At 62.0% G+C, this 19,958-nt stretch carries 15 protein-coding genes and 1 pseudogene; 13 read left to right on the top strand and 3 right to left on the bottom strand.

What is annotated here, in order from left to right; genetic code table 11:
- Positions 1 to 8 precede the first annotated feature (8 nt).
- The 5 genes from PV760_RS13085 to PV760_RS13065 all read left to right on the top strand — a co-directional run bounded on the left by PV760_RS13085 (position 9) and on the right by PV760_RS13065 (position 7,684).
- Positions 9 to 2,684, top strand: a complete 2,676-nt coding sequence (locus tag PV760_RS13085) for a bifunctional lysylphosphatidylglycerol flippase/synthetase MprF (RefSeq protein ID WP_354627930.1) — start codon at positions 9 to 11, stop codon at positions 2,682 to 2,684.
- 45 nt (positions 2,685 to 2,729) lie between these two features.
- Entirely contained in the window at positions 2,730 to 3,440 is a 711-nt protein-coding gene (locus PV760_RS13080) for a DedA family protein (protein ID WP_354627929.1), read from the top strand.
- A gap of 335 nt (positions 3,441 to 3,775) precedes the next feature.
- Positions 3,776 to 4,834, top strand: coding sequence for an iron ABC transporter substrate-binding protein (locus PV760_RS13075; RefSeq protein WP_354627928.1), 1,059 nt, complete (start codon positions 3,776 to 3,778; stop codon positions 4,832 to 4,834).
- Between the two features lie 4 nt (positions 4,835 to 4,838).
- The gene (locus PV760_RS13070) at positions 4,839 to 6,437 is read left to right on the top strand and encodes an ABC transporter permease (RefSeq protein ID WP_354627927.1); all 1,599 of its coding nucleotides are present in this window, start codon (positions 4,839 to 4,841) and stop codon (positions 6,435 to 6,437) included.
- The gene (locus tag PV760_RS13065; RefSeq protein WP_354627926.1) at positions 6,434 to 7,684 is read left to right on the top strand and encodes an ABC transporter ATP-binding protein; all 1,251 of its coding nucleotides are present in this window, start codon (positions 6,434 to 6,436) and stop codon (positions 7,682 to 7,684) included. Before PV760_RS13070 ends, PV760_RS13065 begins: the two co-directional genes overlap by 4 nt.
- 921 nt (positions 7,685 to 8,605) lie before the next feature.
- Here PV760_RS13065 and PV760_RS13060 read toward each other — a convergent pair.
- Positions 8,606 to 9,874 (bottom strand): APC family permease, encoded by a 1,269-nt coding sequence (locus tag PV760_RS13060; RefSeq protein WP_354627925.1) that lies wholly within the window; start codon positions 9,872 to 9,874, stop codon positions 8,606 to 8,608.
- A 461-nt stretch (positions 9,875 to 10,335) separates the two neighbouring features.
- Between PV760_RS13060 and PV760_RS13055 the strand changes: the two genes are divergently transcribed.
- From PV760_RS13055 to PV760_RS13020, 8 genes and pseudogenes are all read left to right on the top strand, one after another.
- Positions 10,336 to 10,980: a metalloregulator ArsR/SmtB family transcription factor gene (locus PV760_RS13055; RefSeq protein WP_354627924.1), complete on the top strand. Its 645-nt coding sequence runs from the start codon at positions 10,336 to 10,338 to the stop codon at positions 10,978 to 10,980.
- Positions 10,981 to 11,000: 20 nt separating this feature from the next.
- Positions 11,001 to 11,705: an MFS transporter gene (locus PV760_RS13050; RefSeq protein ID WP_354627923.1), complete on the top strand. Its 705-nt coding sequence runs from the start codon at positions 11,001 to 11,003 to the stop codon at positions 11,703 to 11,705.
- Between the two features lie 32 nt (positions 11,706 to 11,737).
- Positions 11,738 to 12,277: an MFS transporter gene (locus PV760_RS13045; protein WP_354627922.1), complete on the top strand. Its 540-nt coding sequence runs from the start codon at positions 11,738 to 11,740 to the stop codon at positions 12,275 to 12,277.
- Between the two features lie 313 nt (positions 12,278 to 12,590).
- Positions 12,591 to 12,794: pseudogene (locus PV760_RS13040) on the top strand (EAL domain-containing protein); the annotation flags it as partial.
- Between the two features lie 645 nt (positions 12,795 to 13,439).
- On the top strand, positions 13,440 to 14,213 hold the full coding sequence (locus PV760_RS13035) for a hypothetical protein (protein WP_264398806.1): 774 nt from the start codon (positions 13,440 to 13,442) through the stop codon (positions 14,211 to 14,213).
- Entirely contained in the window at positions 14,214 to 17,030 is a 2,817-nt protein-coding gene (locus PV760_RS13030; RefSeq protein WP_069695537.1) for a DUF4365 domain-containing protein, read from the top strand.
- A 192-nt stretch (positions 17,031 to 17,222) separates the two neighbouring features.
- A complete protein-coding gene (locus tag PV760_RS13025; RefSeq protein ID WP_354627921.1) occupies positions 17,223 to 17,840 on the top strand; it encodes a hypothetical protein in 618 nt (205 codons plus the stop codon).
- Between the two features lie 190 nt (positions 17,841 to 18,030).
- Positions 18,031 to 19,095 (top strand): hypothetical protein, encoded by a 1,065-nt coding sequence (locus PV760_RS13020; protein WP_354627920.1) that lies wholly within the window; start codon positions 18,031 to 18,033, stop codon positions 19,093 to 19,095.
- A gap of 44 nt (positions 19,096 to 19,139) precedes the next feature.
- On the opposite strand, the gene PV760_RS13015 is transcribed toward PV760_RS13020, so the two are convergent.
- Positions 19,140 to 19,253, bottom strand: a complete 114-nt coding sequence (locus PV760_RS13015) for a DUF4913 domain-containing protein (protein WP_354628035.1) — start codon at positions 19,251 to 19,253, stop codon at positions 19,140 to 19,142.
- Between the two features lie 141 nt (positions 19,254 to 19,394).
- Positions 19,395 to 19,958: hypothetical protein (locus PV760_RS13010; protein ID WP_354627919.1), on the bottom strand; the 564-nt coding region annotated here is incomplete at its 5' end.

Genomic DNA, 19,958 nt, shown 5'->3' with positions numbered 1-19,958 from the left:
GAAAGCCCGTGACAACGCATCTGGACAGCCCGGACGCGGCACAGCGAGGGCAGCGCCTTTGGCGCAGGGTCCTTGGCAACGTTGCCGCGGCGCCGGTGAGTTTGGGTTGCATGCTGGTTTTCTGGGTCGCAGGGGCCGCTGTGGCCGGGTTCGCCGATGGGTTCCGGGTCCCGCTGGCCGCGACGGCCCGTTCCTTCCCGGAGCACTGGTGGGTGCTGTTCAGCTCGGCTTTCTGGGCCCGGAACCTGGCAGGCTACCTGCTCGGTGCCGCGCTGTTGCTGACGGTGGGGGTCCTGGTCGAACGACACATCGGCAGCCGGCGGTTCGCAGCGGCCGCGGTGACCGGACAATTGCTCGGAGTGGCTGCCGCGACCGGCTTCGTGGCCGTTGCTGCAGGGGTGATGGGGGATTGGACCCGGCAAATGAGCGGGCACCTCTTCGTGGGACCTACCGCCTTGGTTTGCGGGGCACTGATGGCCTCGACGGCGTCCATGACGACCCTGTGGCGGCGCCGTGTCAGGCTCGTGGTTTTTGCGCTGCTGGGCCTGCTTGCCCTGTACAACGGCGGTTTCGCCGACCTGGTCCGGCTTTTCTCCGCGATCGCTGGCGCCCTCGTAGGACCGGTGCTCTCCGGCCGGAAGCCCCGGACACCGCATCCAGTCAGCTCCCGGCATGAGGGGCGGGTGCTGATCGCACTGCTGGTCGCCATCACCGCGGTCGGACCGGTCCTTGCCGGCCTGGCCCCTCACGCGGTCGGCCCGTTGTCGGTGCTGCGGTTTCTTTTCACGAACATCCAGCCCGTTGACCCGCAAACCCTGCAAACCCTGTGCGCGGACCCAGCCCAGGCCAAAGACTGCGCGGCAGCCCAGCTGCAGCTACGTGCCGGGGCGGGTGGAACGTTCATGGCGGTCCTTCCCTCATTCATGCTGCTTGTGCTCGCTGATGGGCTCCGTCGTGGCCGCCGCTTTGCCTGGGCCGGGACGCTGCTTATCCAAGGTGCGCTCTCAGCCATGGCTCTGGTCACCATCATTGGCGTTCTGCAACCCACTGCCCCGGACACCGCCGCCACCGAGGGCCTTGCCGCCATGGACGCCGCCGTCTACGGCCATCCCCTCACCCTGGCCCTGCCCCTGCTCCTCCCGGTGCTACTCTCGGTCCTCCTGTTGAGCAAACGAGGGCTGTTCCCTGTCCAGGCCCCGCACGGCACCTATCCGCACCTGGCGGCCCTGCTCACAGCACTGGCTCTCGTTTTGGGGATGGTCTATCTCGGTGCCGGCGTTCTCATGGCCGGGGATTTCGCCCCAGTACCCGGGTTGGGCGAGCTGTTGGCCGACATCCCGGACCGGTTCCTGCCGCTGGGGTACATGTTCGACCTGTCGCCGGCATTCGTTCCTCAAAGCAGCGCGACGGTGGTTCTGTATGAAGGGGTCGGCATCACCTTTTGGGCCTTCACCGGCGTTGCCTTGCTCAGGACCTTTCTCCGCCCGGCCCACGACCGGCACAGCCTTGATCAGGACCGGGCGCGGGCCATCATCACAACCCAGGAAGGCGGCTCACTGGTTTGGATGACAACGTGGCCCGGCAACAGCTACTGGTTCGCCCCTTCCGGCCAGAGCTTCGTCGCCTACCGGGTCATCGGAGGCATAGCCCTGACCCTGGGACCGCCCGTCGGACCCGGCGGAGCACAAGAAGAGGCCTTTGACGAATTCACCGCACTTTGCGCCTTGAACGGCTGGAGCCCTTGCTTCTACTCCGTCCCACAGGAACTGAAAAAACATGCCATCGCCAGCGGATGGGCCAGCGTCCAGGTAGCCCAGGAGACCATCCTGGACCTGAAAAGCCTGACCTTCAAAGGAAAGAAATTCCAGGACATCCGCACAGCCATGAACAACGCCGCCAAGGCCGGAGTCCGGGCCGAATGGACCAGCTACCCCGCCGCAACCCTGCCGGTCCAGGCACAAATCCAGGAAATTTCCGAAGAATGGGTCGCCGACAAAAAAATCCCCGAAATGGGCTTCACCCTCGGCAGCCTCGATGAACTCAACGACCCCGAAGTCCGCTGCCTGATCGCCATCGACAATGACAAGAAAGTCCACGCCGTGACCTCCTGGTTGCCGGTCTACCGCGACGGCACCGTTATCGGCTGGACGCTTGACTTCATTCGCCGACGCACCACCGGTCTGCGCGCCAGCACCGAATTCCTCATCGCCTCCGCAGCGACCAGCCTCAAAGAAGAAGGCTGCGAATTCATCAGCCTCTCCGGGGCCCCGCTGGCACAACCACCCCACAGCGACCGCACCACCGACCCGCCACCGGTCCCGACCGGCATGGACCGGCTCCTTGACCAACTCGGCACCACCCTCGAACCCATCTACGGGTTCCGGTCCCTGCTGGGCTTCAAAGCCAAATTCCAACCCCGATACGTGCCCCTGTACATGCTCTACCCCGATCCCGCGGCCTTGCCGGCCATCGGAAACGCCGTCACGCGCGCCTACCTCCCGAAGATGCGCTTCGGACAAGGACTCTCCCTCGCCCGGACCCTGCTCCGGACCCTGCTGACCAAGACGCCCAAATCCCGGAGAACCCCGCCCCCTGCTCTGATTCTCCCGAAAACTGCCCCGCCCTTCCCAGGGAATCCCATCTACTCGGACGCACCCTTGGCGGACCGGCCTGAGGGAACCTGAGAATTCCACAGGAATCTCTCAGGAGCGGCCCCATAGCCTGTCCCCATGGACATCACGCGCACCCTTTCCGCCCTCGGATCCGGCCAAGTCGGGACGGGACTGCTCCCCGATTGGGCCGACCCAGCCGTCATTCTTCACCAACCCGCCCTGGCACCCTGGCTCCTGGTCATCATCGGTGGTGTCGTCTTCGCCGAATCCGGGCTGCTTATCGGTTTCTTCCTTCCAGGGGATTCACTCCTGTTCACCGCGGGCCTGCTCGTGGCGACGGGGACCCTCAACATCAACATTTTACTCCTGGGTATCGTCGTGTTCCTATGCGCGTTCGCAGGCGACCAAACCGGGTACCTGATCGGAAAAAGAACAGGACCAGCCCTGTACAGAAAGCCCGACGCGAAACTGTTCAAACAAGAACACCTCACCAAAGCCCACCACTTCTTCCTCCGCTACGGCGGACGCGCCGTGATCCTCGCCCGCTTCGTTCCAGTCGTGCGGACCTTCACCCCTGTCATCGCCGGCGCAGCAAACATGAGCTACAAGACATTTATTCTCTTCAACGCCGTCGGAGCTCTCCTCTGGGGCATGGGAATGACGCTGCTCGGGTTCTGGCTCGGCCAGTACGAATGGATCGGCAAAAACATCGACATCATCTTTGTCGCTGTTGTGCTCCTCTCGGTGCTGCCAATGATCATCGAAATCCTCAAAGCACGCCGGAGCACGCACCGCCCAGCCCAGGAAACCGACACCCGCCACCCGTAGATAGCCCCCGCTTCAGCATTTCACTCTCCAACACAGGCCGCCCCCGCCAGTGCAGCTGGGCGGCCGTGCCATGATTGCCCATTCGCGCCTTCACCTAGCAGCCGCCCAAAGTCGAGTTCTCCCCTGGGGGCCTGCCCGCGTCGCCTCCGCCAAGTGACGATGCGATTACGGCACGCAACACTGTCGTAATTTTCGTGATCCCCATCACGTTCGCCCTATTGAGCTTTGCGGATAGGCAAGGCTTACCTACTCTTACAGGAGCACGCCATCCCCAAACCTCTGGCCTGCCCGGACGAAGGTCCCTCAGAGTTTTTTGTTCGCAGAAAGAAGCACCCATGAACATCTGCAAGAACGCGCTGGCAGGAATCGCCCTCGCCGCGACCGCCGCGCTTGGCCTGGCGGCCTGTGGTTCGAACGCCAGCACGACGCCCGCTGCCTCCGGCACCGCTTCAGCGGGGACAGTTTCCGGTGAAATCACCGTGTACAACGCCCAGCACGACACCCTGACCAAGGAATGGGTGGACGCCTTCACCAAGGAGACCGGCGTCAAGGTCACCATCCGCCAGGGCTCCGATACCGAACTGTCCAACCAGATCGTCCAGGAAGGCGCAGCCTCCCCGGCCGACGTATTCCTGACCGAGAACTCCCCGGCAATGGCGCAGGTAGAGAACGCCGGACTGTTCGCGGACGTCGACAAGGCCACCCTTGACCAGGTCCCTGCCGAGTTCCGTCCCTCCACGGGCAAGTGGACCGGCATCGCCGCCCGCTCCACCGTCCTGGTGTACGACAAGAACAAGATCAGCGACGACAAGCTGCCCGCCTCCATGCTGGACCTTGCCAAGCCTGAGTGGAAAGGCAAGTGGGCCGCTTCCCCGTCCGGCGCTGACTTCCAGGCAATTGTTGCCGCGCTGCTCGAGCTCAAGGGCGAAGCCGCCACCGACGAGTGGCTCAAGGGCATGAAGGAAAACTTCAAGGCTTACAAGGGCAACAGCACTGCCATGAAGGCCGTCAACGCCGGCGAAGTGGATGCCGCCCTGATCTACCACTACTACTATTACGGTGACCAGGCCAAGACCGGCGAGAACTCCAAGAACGTCACGCCGTACTTCTTCAAGAACCAGGATCCCGGAGCGTTCCTCTCGGTTTCCGGTGGTGGTGTGGTTAAGTCCTCCAAGAACGCTGCCGCCGCCCAGGCTTTCCTGAAGTTCATCACCGGCAAGCAGGGCCAGGAAGTCTTGAAGAACGGCACGTCCTTCGAGTACGCCATCGCCTCGCAGGTGGACGCCAACGCCAAGCTCGTTCCCATCAAGGATCTGCAGGCTCCCAGCGTTGACCCGGCCAAGCTGAACTCCGCCAAGGTCACCGAGCTGATGACCAAGGCAGGACTCCTCTAGTTCTGTGAAGACTGACCTATCGGCTTCCCGCCCGCAAGGACCGGAAAGCACGACGACGGCGGGCAAGGGCAAGCGCCCTCGCCCGCCTTTCGGCGTTTCCACCCTGTCCCTCCTGGCGGTGTTGATCGCCCTGTTTTCGCTCCTCCCGCTGGGTTACGTCGTCTATATGACGGTCACCACCGGATGGGACACCGCAGTGGAACTCATCGTCCGCCCGCGGGTGGGCGAGCTGCTGCTCAATACTGTTTTGCTGACGGTCATTACCGTCCCGCTGTGCCTGGTTCTCGGAGTGGGTGGCGCCTGGCTGGTGGAGCGCACCACGCTGGCTGGTCGCCGCTGGTGGGCTGTCGCCCTGGCCGCCCCGCTGGCCATTCCAGCGTTCGTCAACAGCTATGCGTGGGTTTCGGCGATCCCCTCGCTCGAAGGCCTCTGGTCCGGTGTGTTGATCGCAACCCTTTCGTACTTCCCGCTGGTGTACATACCGGCTGCCGCCACGTTGGGCCGCCTGGATCCGGCCATTGAGCAGTCCGCGGCTTCTCTTGGCCTGGGGCCTTGGGCCGTGTTCTTCCGTGTCGTGCTGCCCCAGTTGCGCATCGCCATGACCGGCGGGGCACTGCTCGTGGGACTGCACCTCCTGGCCGAGTACGGTGCCTTTGCGATGATCCGCTTCGATACTTTTACGACGGCGATCATGGTCCAATTCCAGTCGACCTTCAACGGCACCGCCGGCAACATGCTGGCCAGCGTCCTCGTTCTGCTCTGCCTTGTCCTCCTGCTCGCCGAGGTCAAGAGCCGCGGCACCGCGCGTTACGCCCGGATCGGATCAGGCGCGCAGGCCAAGGCAACGCAACTGCCGCTGCGCGGGTACCAGCTTCCCGCCCAGCTGGGACTCGTGGCCCTCACAGCGCTGGCCTTCGGACTGCCTCTCTGGTTCGTCCTGAAATGGTTGATCGCAGGTGGCCCGGAGGTGTGGGCTGCCGAGGAATTCATGCCTGCACTGCTGCAAACCATGCTGTATGGGGCCGCCGGTGCGGCCGTGACCACCCTGGTTGCCTTCCCCATGGCCTACCTGACCGTCCGGCACCCGGGATGGTTCAGCAAACTCCTCGAATTATCCAACTACGTCACGAGCTCACTGCCGGGAATCGTGGTGGGCCTGGCCTTCGTGACCGTCAGCATCCGCGTCGTCCCAGGCGTTTACCAGAGCGCCGGCGTCCTGGTCGCCGCGTACGTGCTGCTCTTCCTTCCCCGGGCCTTGGTCAACCTTCGCTCCGGATTGGCGCAGGCGCCGAAGGAACTTGACGAGGCTGCACAGTCCCTGGGGAAAGCTCCCTTGGCGTCCTTCTTCAGGGTGACGTTACGCCTCACCGCCCCGGCTGCGGCCGGGGGAGCCGCGCTGGTGTTCCTGGCAATCGTCAATGAACTCACAGCCACCCTGCTGTTGGCTCCCAACGGCACACGAACACTGGCCACCGAATTCTGGAGCAAAAGCAGCGAGATCGACTACACCGGAGCAGCGCCCTACGCCTTGCTGATGATCCTGCTCTCGGCCCCCATGACCTACCTGCTTTTCCAGCAGTCCAAGAAAGTAGCCGGACAGTGACAGAACAATCTCCTTCACGGCTCCCGTCACCCCGGGTGGCCCCGTCCGTGGCTCCCACCACCAACACGCACCTGGACATCTCGGACGTCACCAAGAATTTCGGTTCCCAGGCTGTGCTCAAGGGCGTCAATCTTTCTGTTGCCCGCGGCGGGACCACTGCCATCGTCGGCCCCTCAGGCTCCGGAAAAACCACTCTGTTGCGGCTCATTGCCGGCTTCGAACACCCGAACACCGGATCCATCAGCCTCAACGGCACTGCCGTGGCCGGCGGATCGGTCCAGGTCCCGGCCCATAAGCGCCAGGTCGGTTACGTCGCGCAGGACGGCGCGCTCTTTCCGCACCTGACGGTTGGCCAGAACGTGGCCTTCGGCCTCGATTCCGGAAAGCTCGACGGCGGCCGGCGGGCCGTGAAGTCCCGTGTCGAGGAACTTCTGGACATGGTGTCGTTGGACCCTGCCATGGCCAGGCGGCGACCGCATCAGCTCTCCGGTGGACAGCAGCAGCGGGTGGCCCTGGCCAGGGCACTGGCTCGTGAGCCGGAGCTGATGCTCTTGGACGAGCCCTTCTCCGCACTGGACGCCGGCCTGCGGGTTGCGACCCGCCGGGCGGTGGCGAACGTTCTCAACGCTGCCGGGGTGACCACGATTCTGGTCACTCACGATCAAGCCGAAGCGTTGTCCTTCGCGGACCAGGTGGCCATTATGCGCGGAGGAAGACTGGCGCAGATCGGCAACCCGTTCGTCGTCTATACCCGCCCCGCAGACCGGGCGACGGCAGAGTTTCTCGGCGAGGCTGTCATTCTGGACGCGTGGATGGAGGGCTCGTTGGCGACGTGCTCCCTGGGTGGCATCGCTGTGCGACGCCCACCCGCACAAGGCAAGGTCCAACTTATGTTGCGTCCCGAGCAGATCCGGATCGCACCGGACGGCCCGATCCGCGGCGTCGTGGTCGACACGGACTACTTCGGACCGGAAACGACAGTCCGCATCCAGCTGGGCGCCTACACCGCCCCGGACGGTGTGGGTTCCGGCAACGGCCACCGGTATCCGGGCGGCGGCGAGATCATCACCATCCGGCACTGGAACGCCTCCATCACCAAGCCCGGCACGGAACTGTGCCTGCGGGTGGTGGGCGAAGGCGTCGCCTTCCCCAGCAACCAGCCAAGTCCGACAATCACCACGAAGGGACCGCTGCCGCATTCCCCAACAAAAATCGGGCTCTCAAAAGCTTCAAACTCGAACGCCTAGGGTTCACGCAATGAACATTTACGCGTGGCTTTGCCTCTTCCTGGGACTTATGTCATTGCCTGCGGCAATTTGGTACGTCCGCAGACGGAGGGACCGCATCCTTAGCAGGTTGCAAGAGAGAGATCGGCGGTGGTCGTCCCGCTTTCGCGAGGACGCAGCAACCTTTCGGAGCGAAATATGGCGTAAGCCATACGGACACAGTCCCGTTGTCGACAAGGAGACCGGAGCCGGCGCAGCTTCCACGTCCTGACAACTCAACAATCAAGTTGCCGCGGTCCGGAACTGCTGCCTGAGGGGCGTCCGCGTCGAGAGACACGTGCGAGATCGCCAGCACCAGCTCCCGCGCGAACGGGAGAGGGGCCGGGGTCCTCCACCCTGTTGGCGCCGTCGAAGCTGGCGGCGGCTGGGGCTCCGATGTGCCGGTTCCGGTGCAGGTTGGGGCCCAGCTTAGATCCGGACTGCATCAGCAGGGCCATATGAGGACAGGCTCATGAGCCAGATACTTTTTCCGTTGACTAAGTGCCGGTTTCACCGTTCGATTACCTGCGGAGAAACCCTTTCTCGTGGAATGGAACTACTTCCACCCCGGTTGATCGAACATCAGATGCCCAGGCACTTGACCGCATGGCCCGAGCACCGCCAACATACTGGTCAACGCGCTCGAGCATGGCGACATCACCGCTATCGCGGAACCGGCGCGGGAACTTCACATCGCATACCACGCACTCAGTGACGCGGGCTGGAGCCACCTTGCCTCTGCGGCCGGGATCGCGGGCGGCCAAGCTCACCACGACGGTGCCGCGCACGGAATCCACTAAGAATCCCGCGGCCCCGACGTTGGGTCGGGCGGCTCGTCTCCTCTCGCCAAAAGCCGCAGTCTTGACTGCCCCGCACCAGTGAAAGGCTGCTGGCCGCGTCGCCTCAGGACGGACGGTTCGGCGTGCGGAGCTTGATCCGGGCAATCCGGTACAGGGCCCCGGCGGCGAACATGACCGACCCGCCAACGACAGCCTGCCATGGGAGGGTCGCGGCCAGCAGGACGCACGCGACAGCACCAAGGACCTGCAGGACCCTCGGGTATTGACGGTGCCCGGCCGTCTGGGTGAAGGCCGCCAGGTTGGCGATCAGATAGTAGACAAGAACCCCGAATGAGGAGAATCCGATGGCTCCGCGCAGGTCCGCGAACATCAGGATCACGCAAATGACCACCGCCAAGGCTGCTTCGGCCCGGTGCGGTACGCGGAAAACGGGATGGACTGCGGCGAGGAACCGGGGCAAGTCATCCTCGCGGGCCATGGCCAAACTTGTCCGGCCGAGACCGGCGACCAGTGCCAGCAGGGCGCCCAGCGACGCCATCGCGGCACCGGCCCGGACAACAGGTTCAGCCCAGGGCCACGGCCCCGCCGCCACCGCCGCGGCCAACGGGGCCGGGCTTCCGGCAACCCCACCAGGCCCGAGGACTGCCAGCACCGTCACGGCGATCACGGCGTAGACGAGGACCGTGGCGGCCAGCGCGATCGTGATGGCCCGTGGGATGCTGCGTCCCGGGTTCCTGACTTCCTCACCCATCGTCGCGATCCGGGCATACCCGGCAAAGGCAAAGAACAACAACCCCGCCGACTGCAGAATCCCGTACCAGCCATGATCGAGAAGATCCGTTCCCAGGATCCGGGCAGGATCGGCCGTGCCGGGAAGCCAGGCCGCGGCGACGAACAGCCCCAGCACCGCGAGAACGCACGCGACGATGATCCGGGTCAACTTGGCCGTGCGGGTCACGCCCCGGTAATTCACCCCGGCAAGAAGCACGACGGCGGCGATGGCCACCGGCCGCTCCCACCCGGCAGGAGCAACATAGGCGGCAAAAGTCAACGCCATCGCCGCCGCGCTGGCGGTCTTGCCCACCACGAACCCCCACCCGGCCAGGAACCCCGGCCAGTGGCCCAACCGTTCACGCCCGTACACGTACGTACCTCCGGAGGTGGGGTACTGCGCTGCAAGTTGCGCCGAGGACGTTGCGTTGCAGAACGCCACAGCGGCGGCGATGACCAAACCCACCAACAGGCCAGAACCCGCAGCGGCGGCGGCCGGCGTGAAAGCCGCGAAAACACCCGCCCCGATCATCGATCCCAGGCCGATAACCACGGCATCGGTCGTCCCTAGGCGACGGGCCAAAGACGGCTGACCACTCACAAGAATTCCCTTTCAATGCGTTCTGCCCAACCGGGAGGGCGACCAAATCTGTAGGACGAGACGCGAGGCCTCGACCAAGGCCAACGAATCCAATGATTGTCGTATCTGGTGAACACAACCTTAATAGGACCAAGAAACAGGAGATTCAAGCGCCGATAACGCCCTTAGCCGCGCCCCGAAAGTTGGAACTTGCGCCGGAGCGATGTTAGGGGACCGACGGCCTCTCGGCGCCCGGCTCTGGAGCTGATGAAATTGGGGGTTCTACTGCGGCATGGCGGGTACAGAGCCCGTCAACAACGGCCCTGAGCTCCTGGCGGCAACTCGCATGCGGGGCAGCGACTACAAGCCAGCCGCCATGTGACCGAAGGCACCGCTGGGGCGAAGGCGGCAGCCGTGCTGAAACTATCCCAGAGGCCGGCTCTGATAATATTCCAGTAATCGTTGGAACATTGGAGTAGAGAATGAATCAGCTGGCTTATGGCCATGTGGCCCGCATCGGCAAGGCCATTGGCAACGGGAACCGGCTGGAACTTCTGGAGTTGATGGCCCAGGCAGAGCAGTCGGTAGAGGACATGGCGCGCATGGCCGGGATGGGCGTCACGAGCGTGTCCTCCCACCTGCAGGTGCTGAAAAACGCCGGGCTGGTCCGGACCCGGCGGGACGGTGTGCGGATCTACTACCGGCTGGCAGGACCCGAGGTGGCCGCGTTGTTCGTGTCCATGAAAGATGTTGCGGCGCAATTCCTTCCCGCTCCGATCCCGGCCGAAAGTGTGACAGAGGCAGGCATTAACTGCGAAGCTGTGCCCCTGATTCACACCCTCGGTGAAACCCGCGATGCGTTCATGCTTGACGTCCGCCCGGCCCATGAATACCTCGCCGGGCACTACCCGGGGGCTGTGTCCATTCCTCTGGATGACATGGCCGCACGGATGGACGAGGTACCGCGGGACCGGCGCGTAGTTGTTTATTGCCGGGGTGAGTTCTGCCTTCTGGCCCGGGAAGCGGCGCGGCTGATGCGGAATCAGGGCATTGACGCCTGGGCGATGGACGAAGGCGTGCTGGAGTGGCGTGCGGGCGGCAGCATCGACCTGACGGCAACTGCTTAGGAACCCCGACGATGCAACAGATGTCAGAGCCCCTTGTTCAGTCCTATGCCCTTTCACCCGAGCGCCGGCATGCCCTCTACCGGCGCACCCTCGTCGTCGTCATCGTCTCCCAGATCTTCGGCGGAGCCGGGCTCGCTGCCGGTGTCACCGTCGGGGCACTCCTGGCTCAGCAAATGCTCGGCACCGCCGGGCTCGCGGGCCTGCCCGCGGCCCTGTTCACCCTCGGCTCAGCCGGAGCAGCGCTGGTCGTTGGACGGCTTTCTCAGCGCAATGGCCGTCGTGTGGGCCTTGCCGCGGGCTTCATCGCTGGCGGTGTCGGTGCCACAGGGGTCGTCCTGGCAGCGATCACGAACAACGTGATCCTGCTGTTCATGGCCCTCCTTATTTACGGGGCGGGGACGGCGACTAATCTTCAGGCCCGTTATGCCGGAACAGACCTCGCTCCGGCCAAGCGGCGGGCGACTGCGATCAGCATAGCGATGGTTTCCACGACCTTGGGGCAGTTGCCGGCCCGAACCTCGTCACCCCGATGGGCGCCTTCGCAGCGAGTTTGGGCATTCCGGACCTGTCGGGACCGTTCCTCCTCGCGGCCGCCGCGTATACCTTGGCGGGCTTGGTGTTTTTCTTTTGGCTCCGCCCAGACCCTCTCCTGCTCGCAACCGCGATCAACGTCCAGGAACAGGCAACAGCATCTGATCCTCAGTCCCGGTCCGCGCCCCCAGTAGATAGTCGCGGTGTCACTGTCGGCACCACCGTCATGGTCCTGACCCAGGTGGCCATGGTCGCCATCATGACCATGACCCCGGTGCACATGCAGTCCCACGGCCACGGCCTCACCGAAGTCGGCGTCGTGATCGGTATCCACATTGGCTGTATGTACCTGCCATCCCTGGTGACCGGCATGCTTGTCGACAAACTCGGCCGAGTACCCATGGCAATTGCCGCAGGCCTGACCCTCCTAGCCGCCGGGATCGTCGCCGCAACTGCCCCTGCACACTCCATGACTCAGCTGATGATCGCACTCGCTCTGCTTGGGCTGGGCTGGAACTTCGGCCTGATCAGTGGCACCGCCCTCATCGTCGACGCCACCCCAATCGAAACACGTGCCAAAACACAAGGCTCCATCGATGTCCTCATCGCCCTCGCCGGAGCCACCGGCGGAGCCATGTCAGGGATCATCGTCGCAGGCACCAGCTACAGCGTCCTGTCTCTGGCTGGCGGAATCCTCTCACTGCTCCTGATCCCCGTCGTGTTCTGGTCACAACGAAGCGCCCCCGCTCGAATGGAGAACTCATGACCACCGCCCCCAGCCGCCACCATCCAGGGACAAGCCACCCGCGCCGTGCACGGCACTACGCTTAAAGACTCACACGGGGCCCCGCACGTGCCGATCTACGGCACCGCGACATTCGCGTTCGCGAACACCGCTGCACTGCTCGATGTTGTGGATGGGCGCACCCCCGGCGCCCTGGACACTCGGTACGGGATGAACCCCTCGATTTTCGTCCTGGAACAACCCTCGCATCAGTTGAAGGGGCCGAGGCAGCCTGCGCGTTCTGTTCCGGAATGGCCGCAGAAATGGTCATTGAAGTGACGGACAAAGGAACAGGGCCCGAAACCTTGTACGTTTAGCCCGCCGCCTGGAAGCCGCAGTCATTGCAGAAGGCATCGAAACCGCATCAGAACTCTTCGAAGTCACAGCATTAGGGGTCGATGCAGTCCAGGAATACCTCCTAGGGCGGCCTTCTGTTCACCCTCCCGATTGGTACGACCGGATCCTACGGCCACAGCCAGAGACCCAGCCGGCCACCTAAGAATGAGCGCCCACCTGGGTTTACCGCCCGATGCCATCGGTTGCGATCCAATCAGTGATTCCGTGCGCATTCCTAGGGCCAACAAAGCTTGTCACCAAGTTCTCATGGCTACTTCCACTCCCGCACTTTTAAAGCCGATAACCGTGATTCTGTAAAGAGGGGGAAGGGGACTGCTGCTCTTGGCCGTCGTGGAAACATGACGGTTCCTTCATATCGGCTCGGCGGGGCGGGAGGGTCAGTCGGCCGAGTGAATCTACGCTTTATTGGATGTATCTTCCACCTACCGGGCCAAACCTCACGGCCGAGCAGCGTCAGGAGCTTGACGACACTTTCCTGTCTTCTGATCCCTACGGGTACTTCAGCGTCCGAATTGGAATGGTTCTTCGGTGGGCGGATTGTGGCAACGACAGCCAACTGCGTCCCGTAACGCCTCATGAAGATGAGCGACATGAAGCGGAGACCGCTAGACAATTCGCTCGACTTCTCGGCCGACCTATTAGCTTTGTCCCCGAAACCTCTCCAAGGACCATTGCAACACAGGTCGCTACCGACGCTTATGCCCTGCGGCACCACGCGGCTGAGTCCCTTGTGCGGTTGACGGCGGCGCTCACCTCGGGAACGCCCTGCGTCTGGGAGGCGCTGTCGATGGGGCCAAACCAACTTGATCAAATCGTCGAACAGCTCCAAGAGTTCTTCTCGTCTCCAGACGCCCCGATGAAGTTCGCTCGCCTGGTCCTCCGCCAGCAGGACTTGCAGAGTGGGATGACCGAGCAACTTGCATCAGCCTCCAACGTCTTCGCCGACTGGCTTCAGTTTTCGATTGATCTCTTAGTGGGACACGAACTCCAACTCAACGCCGCTCACAATAAGGTCAAGCATGGTCTATCGGTCCGGGCACGAGATGACCTCAAGGTAACGTTCGCTTCCACTCCGCCCGCCGCAGATGGGACAATCCCAGTTAGTGCACTGACAGGGCCCGATGCCGTAGACATTTTTGACCGCCCAGTTATCGAGGTACTCGCACAGGCGCCCAAGGTGGGCGGGCATCGCCAGGGGCTGGAGCTGACCCAGTTAAGGGTAGATGTTCCTGCTGTTCTCGCCGAGGCATACATGATCGCTTGGGCTCACGGCGCCATGTTCCATATCGCCGCTGCAAGACACTTCGACGGGCGGGGGGAGCTTCCCGTGAATCTCCGTGCGCCTTCTCACCCTGGTTATCCGGTCGACGGCCCATTTCCCCGCCATATTGCGGCCGATGCGCCGGTGGGAATGAGATTTCCTCTTACGAATCCTCCGGGTGGCGGGCACACCCAACGCCCCGCAGGAATCGCGTTTCGAGACTCATTTATTCCGCTCTTATTCACTGGTTCTGCAATGCGCAACATCCGTGTTGTAGCCGACGAAACGAAGGGGGCCTAAGTGCGGGCGCCGAAGAATGAAGCTACTGGAACGTCAGGCGAGTCCGAGGTCTTGGCGCAATTCGAGCGTTTGGGCTGGGGCGGCGTGGTCGACAGCAGGCACGACACAGGCACCGATTTGTATCTGCGTCCCCGAGACGCCCGCCGATACGAACTCGGCGCCGTTATGGGTGCCCAGGTCAAGACAGGGCCGTCGTACTTCACCTCTCCGCAGAAGGACACGGACGGCACGATCACTGGTTGGTGGTTCACTGAAGCCGACCGCGAACACTTCGACTACTGGCTCCGGCACGCCCTGCCGCACGTGGTGGTCCTGCGCGACCAAGAGAAGAATCTTTCGTACTGGGTTCATGTAACCCCCGAACGAGTCGTCTCGACTGGCAAGGGCGCAAAGATTCTCCTGCCAACCTCACAGACCGTCGACTCGGACAACAATCAAGCGCTTTCCGATGTTGCCCTCACACAGCTTGCCACCCCCACTTGGGACGGAACAGCCTGGACGGGCGCGGTGCATCTCCCACCTGAAGATGAAATACGGCATGCCCTCATCACTCCCAGGCTAATAGCACCCCACCCCAATCTGGCCACCGATACGATCACCGGGCCCGAAGCACTTGCCATGCAGGTGCTGTTGCGCAGCGAAATCGAAAAGATTCTGGACCCGATCGAGCTTCCAAGCAATATGCAAGACTCCGACGCAAAGAGGAAGGGTCTGTCGCTCGAGGACGCGCTTGGATCCGATGACTGGTCCTGGCGCGCTACTGCCGCCCTTCATCGTTGGCACTATCAGGGGGAGTCCGACGATCTGCTTGGGCTTGTCGGACTTGCATCGACTCCGGCAGAACGCGCTGCCGCTACCGTCCTGTGCTGCATGCATCACCTATGGGAAAACGATCCTGACACAGCCCTTCGGGCAGTCCGAGATGCCTTGGAGCACGACGACTATTCCTTTGTCGATCACGCGTGGCTCGAAGCTCAACGAGCCCGAGCGCTGCTCGAAGCCGGGCGACACGAAGATGCGTTCGACCTAGCGATGGCGACACAGCGAATCCACCGCGAGGCACCACACGACGTAACGGCGGCGGCTATCGCAGGTGCATGTGCGGGGACGTCGTTCAGGGCCGCGGGCTGGATGAAGGGCGACATTGCCAACATCGTTCAACGCAGCGACAATCCTGCATCATGGTGGAGAAGCCAAGTCACGTCCTACGGACTGTCGGCTCACCTGTCCGCAGGATTCCGGACCTGGAGCGAGGATTCGTCGATTCGGATCGGAAACTCAGATGAGACGCACAGGCGCCTGCTGTCCGCGGCGCTACTTGCATCCTGCGCAGGAGATCACGACAGCTGGCGCCATGCCACCGGCGCGCTCGGAAAACACTTCCTGATGGTTTCAGACCTTACGGACAGTGCCGAGGCGGTCGCGGGCTGGCTAACCCTCTTACGAGTATCCGGCGACAGCGAGAGCACCCGCCTCGCAACCCGACGCATCGTACGGAGGGGACCTGCAATGGCCGCCCGAATAGCAGCGTCACGTGTGCATTTATCTAGTTCAACCCGAACAAGCGCACTAGCAGACATTGAGCTGCTGACTGCCGCCGGCGATGTAATCGAACCTGCCCAGGCGGACCAGATCTGTATGTGGGTGCTTGCGACACTGCGAGACCCACAGGTGTACTACGAACGCGTTCGGCCTACATTTATCATGCTCTACAAGAGCATCGATCTACTCAAGTCCATGGTCTGGACGATGAGTGACGCTTCTCTGCACGCAGTGATTGACTACTTCCTCGATGAAGCGCATGTTTTCGAGGATGGCGCTGCACAGACCCTCGCCCGACTGATCCACGTGATTCCAGAATCTGCGTGGACCGAAAGTCATCGCCGACGTGCCGCAGAACGTTACAAGTCAGACGCTGCATACCTACGCGAAGCATATCTGGCGGTGGCGGCTCCGACGGTACCCGAAAGCCGTTCCGAAATTCATCAACGCGCCCGAACGGGTGAACTTCTCGCTTTTGACGCCATCGACGATGTCAGAACTCTTCCAAGCGACGCGGTTATTGCCCTCATCGACCGCTTATGCGGAGTCATTGATTCCCTCGTCGACAATGCGGCCAAAGGCATGCACTCGGTTGGCGGACTTGACCCTGGGCAGGCCTTATCACTCCTAAATGTTTGGCACCCTCCCCAAGCGCGCTGGGATCGCATTCAATTGTTGCTGACCGCTCCGCATGTCTTAGGCCGGGAGCGCTCCGGGGCACTGGATGTCCTCGCCATTCACGGGGCTCAGCTTTCAGTAGAGACCAAGAGGCAGCTTGCCGAGCACGTACTTGGCCTGCGGAACACAATGCCCGGCCGACAGTACTTTGACGACGAGAAGGACATTCGTGGCTTGGCGGCAGAAGGTTTCGCCGCTCTTTCAGAAGAATCAGTACGCAGCCAGGTGGTACGGGAGCTTCTTTGCGGAAATGCAGCCCAGCGTGCTTCTAGTGCGCGAATCATCGAGAGACACGGGGACGCTGCGGAAGTTGAGGTACTAATGGCACTGGCTGGCGACACCAGCCAGATGGTCGCTGACGCAGCGCTATCTGGCTTGAGTAAACTGGTCGCTGCCGGAAGAGCGTCAGGCATCGTTGTTACGGCTCTTGCCAAGACACTAGTATCGGGCGGTACGCAAAGCGCTGCTTCGGTCGTCTCTCGGCTGACAGCGCCTACAGAGGAGACCTCCGTTCAAGAACTGCTCGACGCCGCCGCAGAACATCCTTCCGCGCGAATCCGACGGGCCGCGCGAAGTAGCCCTAAGGGCCCCAGATGACATAGCGGCCTGTGCCCAAAAGTGATTCCTCACGCTGTCGCAGCCTTCCGCGGAAAACGTCCAATTCACCGCGGAAGGAAGCCTCGCAGCTACTTCTACTCCCGTTGTTTGAACGCCGATAACGGATATTATGACAAGTAAAGTTGCCTATGTTGAATACCTTGGCAACCATGGTTGCTATCAGGCATACTGATGACTGTAGCAACCGGAGGCCGATGGAGGGAAGCAACGATGGGCTGGTTCACCGAGGGCAGCGGACACGAGGGCTATGTTGTCTGCGTGTTCGCCGACGGCATGTTCGGGGCCGGCGGCAAGCACATGGAAATCAGCCTGATGTCACCGGATGGCAAGGTTATTTGGGAAAACGACGACCCGGACAGCCAGGCCTGGCGGCCGCCATCCCAGGTGGTCGGTTGGAGAGTTGCCTGCAGCTGCGAACCGTTCAAGAAGCACGTCGTTCTGGACCCGCTGTGGACCCGCGTCTGGGACCCCGTCGAGGAAGACCTCACCCGCTATCTCATCTATGCTGGGGCCCCCTCCAGCGATGACCCCAGCTACGTCAGCGACCGCGACGACCTTGAACCGCTTTTCCTGGCTCAATGGCATTCCCACATCGCCCCGGACCTCCATCTCCACACCATCCAGACCCTGGGTGAGCAAATAAAGACGGTCGAAGCCCAGCTTGATGAGGCCGTGGCCGCCGCGAGGGCTGAAGGCCTTTCTTGGGACAAAATCGGCAGAGCATACGGAGTCACCCGGCAAGGAGCCCGGAAGCGCTGGGACGCTCAGGAACCTGACCGCGAGCAGTGACGGGGCGGACGGCATTTCATGTGGACCACCGCCTGCATTCGATAGGCGTTCCCACCTGGGATGAGTATCAAGGGAGACAGCCTACCGAGGGTCGGTGGCCCCGTTGTTGGAGTCTGAACGGGAGGCCTTGGGTGCGCGTCGGGTCTCTGTTGATAAGGTCACTCAAAACTTCAAAGGCTAGGAGTAAGGCATGGAGACGGAAGCGGGATTTCTAGGAACAGAAAGCTCCGATTGGAGTTACTCGGAGGACGCTTGCTTTCTGTGTTTGAGTGCGTTGAATGACTCGAACCGCACCAAAGAACATGTCTTTCCGAAGTGGCTGCTTAAGAGACATGGCCTGATCAACGAGACCGTGACACTCCAGAACGGCACGTACATTCCGTATCGTCAGTTGACGATCCCGAGCTGCCTTGAGTGTAACGGAACCCATCTTTCGCAGATGGAAAGCACGGTAAGGGCGGCATTTGAACTCGGCTTCGATGGAGTTAAAGCCATGGACCGCCGCGTGCTCTTCCTTTGGCTGGCCAAGATCTTCTATGGCTTGTTGGTTAAGGAACGATCGAGTCTCTTGGACCGAAAGGACACCGACGGACCCACAATCGTCCGTGATGAAGATCTGGGTCGCTTCGCCATGCATCACTTCCTGATGCAGAACGTCCGTGGGACTGCTGCGTGGGTCGGAAGTGCAGGGGAAAACCCATGGTCCATCTTCGTTCTGAAGTGCCAAGTCTCCGAGGCGGAACCGCATCTGAACTTCGATTACGTTGATTCCAATGAGATCCCCTTTCTCGCCATAAGGTCCGGGGATATCGCCGTGATCGCCAGTCTCCAGGATTGGGGACATTTAGAAACCGACCTCGAGGTACAGCATCTTGTCGCAGCACAACAGCTTGAACTTCATCCCCTGCAGTTCAAAGAGGCAGCTGTTGTTGCTGGCTACCTCTCCATGGCCTTTTTCCATACCAGACGCTTCGTACTCGTCCAGGGGGAAAAACAGACAACTGCGATATTGATGCCAAACGGCTCAACCTCGCCAAATTTTGACCCGGAATTGGTTGGGTTGGCGCCTTCTTTGGCTCATCACTTCGGAGTGGACGTGGACCAGGTAACGGACGGCCGGCGCGTAATATCAACGCTTTCCTCTGCGGACGGTTCACCTTTTCAAATGCACTGGGACGGAAGCAGTAACTATCCGAAACCGACCATCCACCCGGTGGGCCTGGAGGCTGCACCCCCTGAACGGCCCATCAGCTGAGCAGGAAGTTCATGTGGTGGTCTGCGTGGTCGCGCCACCAGAGCTCATGCCGGTGGCGCCATCCAGGCGGAGGTGTCCGAGGTGCTCCAAAGCGCTTCGAGGCGGCTGATTGCTTCGGCGCGTTTCCACCATTGGGGGCCCCAGTCTTCCGAAGCCACCGACACCAGCGTCTTACCTGCGATTTGTGCGTATGTGGGCAACTGCAGAGCCAGACGGACGGCTACGGAAGTCAGCACAAGAGCGAACAAAAATGAAGTCGGAATCCTGATCTTGGCAGCCGAAAGGGTGCATCGAGCCCCTTACCAGCGGCCGGAGCGTTTGCGCCCGCGCCCGTTGGCGAGGAGACCAGGTTTTCCTCCCTTGCTGCTTTTTGCCCCGGGCTTTGGCTTGGCCTCGAGGCCGTACAGCCGGTCGTAGGCCTTGCCCGTAGCTTTCCAAGAGACCGCTACGTTCGGTGTTCCAACAGCGGAGAGAACAGCACCGAGGAAAGGGTTACTGAGAAAAATCATCAACAGTATCGCAAAGAGACTGGTTACCGCCACGATCTGAAGTCCTGTTCGAACAGCCGAATCGTGCCCAAAAGGCATCGTGAGGTTGAGAAATTCTGCCGTCTCATCGAGTAAATCTTCAGGCGCCCCCAGGCGTTCAAAAATTTCATCTATTTCTAAGGCAAGCGCTGGGTCAACAGCAAGGTCTTCTCGCAGGGAAGCCACGAAACCCTCCGTGCCATCCTTCTCAAATTCGTCTAGCCATGACCTGCTGAGGCCGGAGAATTTTCCTGTCACGTTCATGTCCAGCAGCGGGCTCTTGTAGTTGACGATCCCGCTCATCGTCAGGCTGCTGGCCAGCTGCTTGCCGATGCC

The sequence above is a fragment of the Paenarthrobacter sp. CC6 genome (assembly GCF_040560085.1).
In the GTDB taxonomy this organism is placed as follows: domain Bacteria; phylum Actinomycetota; class Actinomycetes; order Actinomycetales; family Micrococcaceae; genus Arthrobacter; species Arthrobacter nicotinovorans.
Note: the sequence above shows the minus strand (reverse complement) of the source record. Positions and strands in the feature narration are given on the sequence as shown.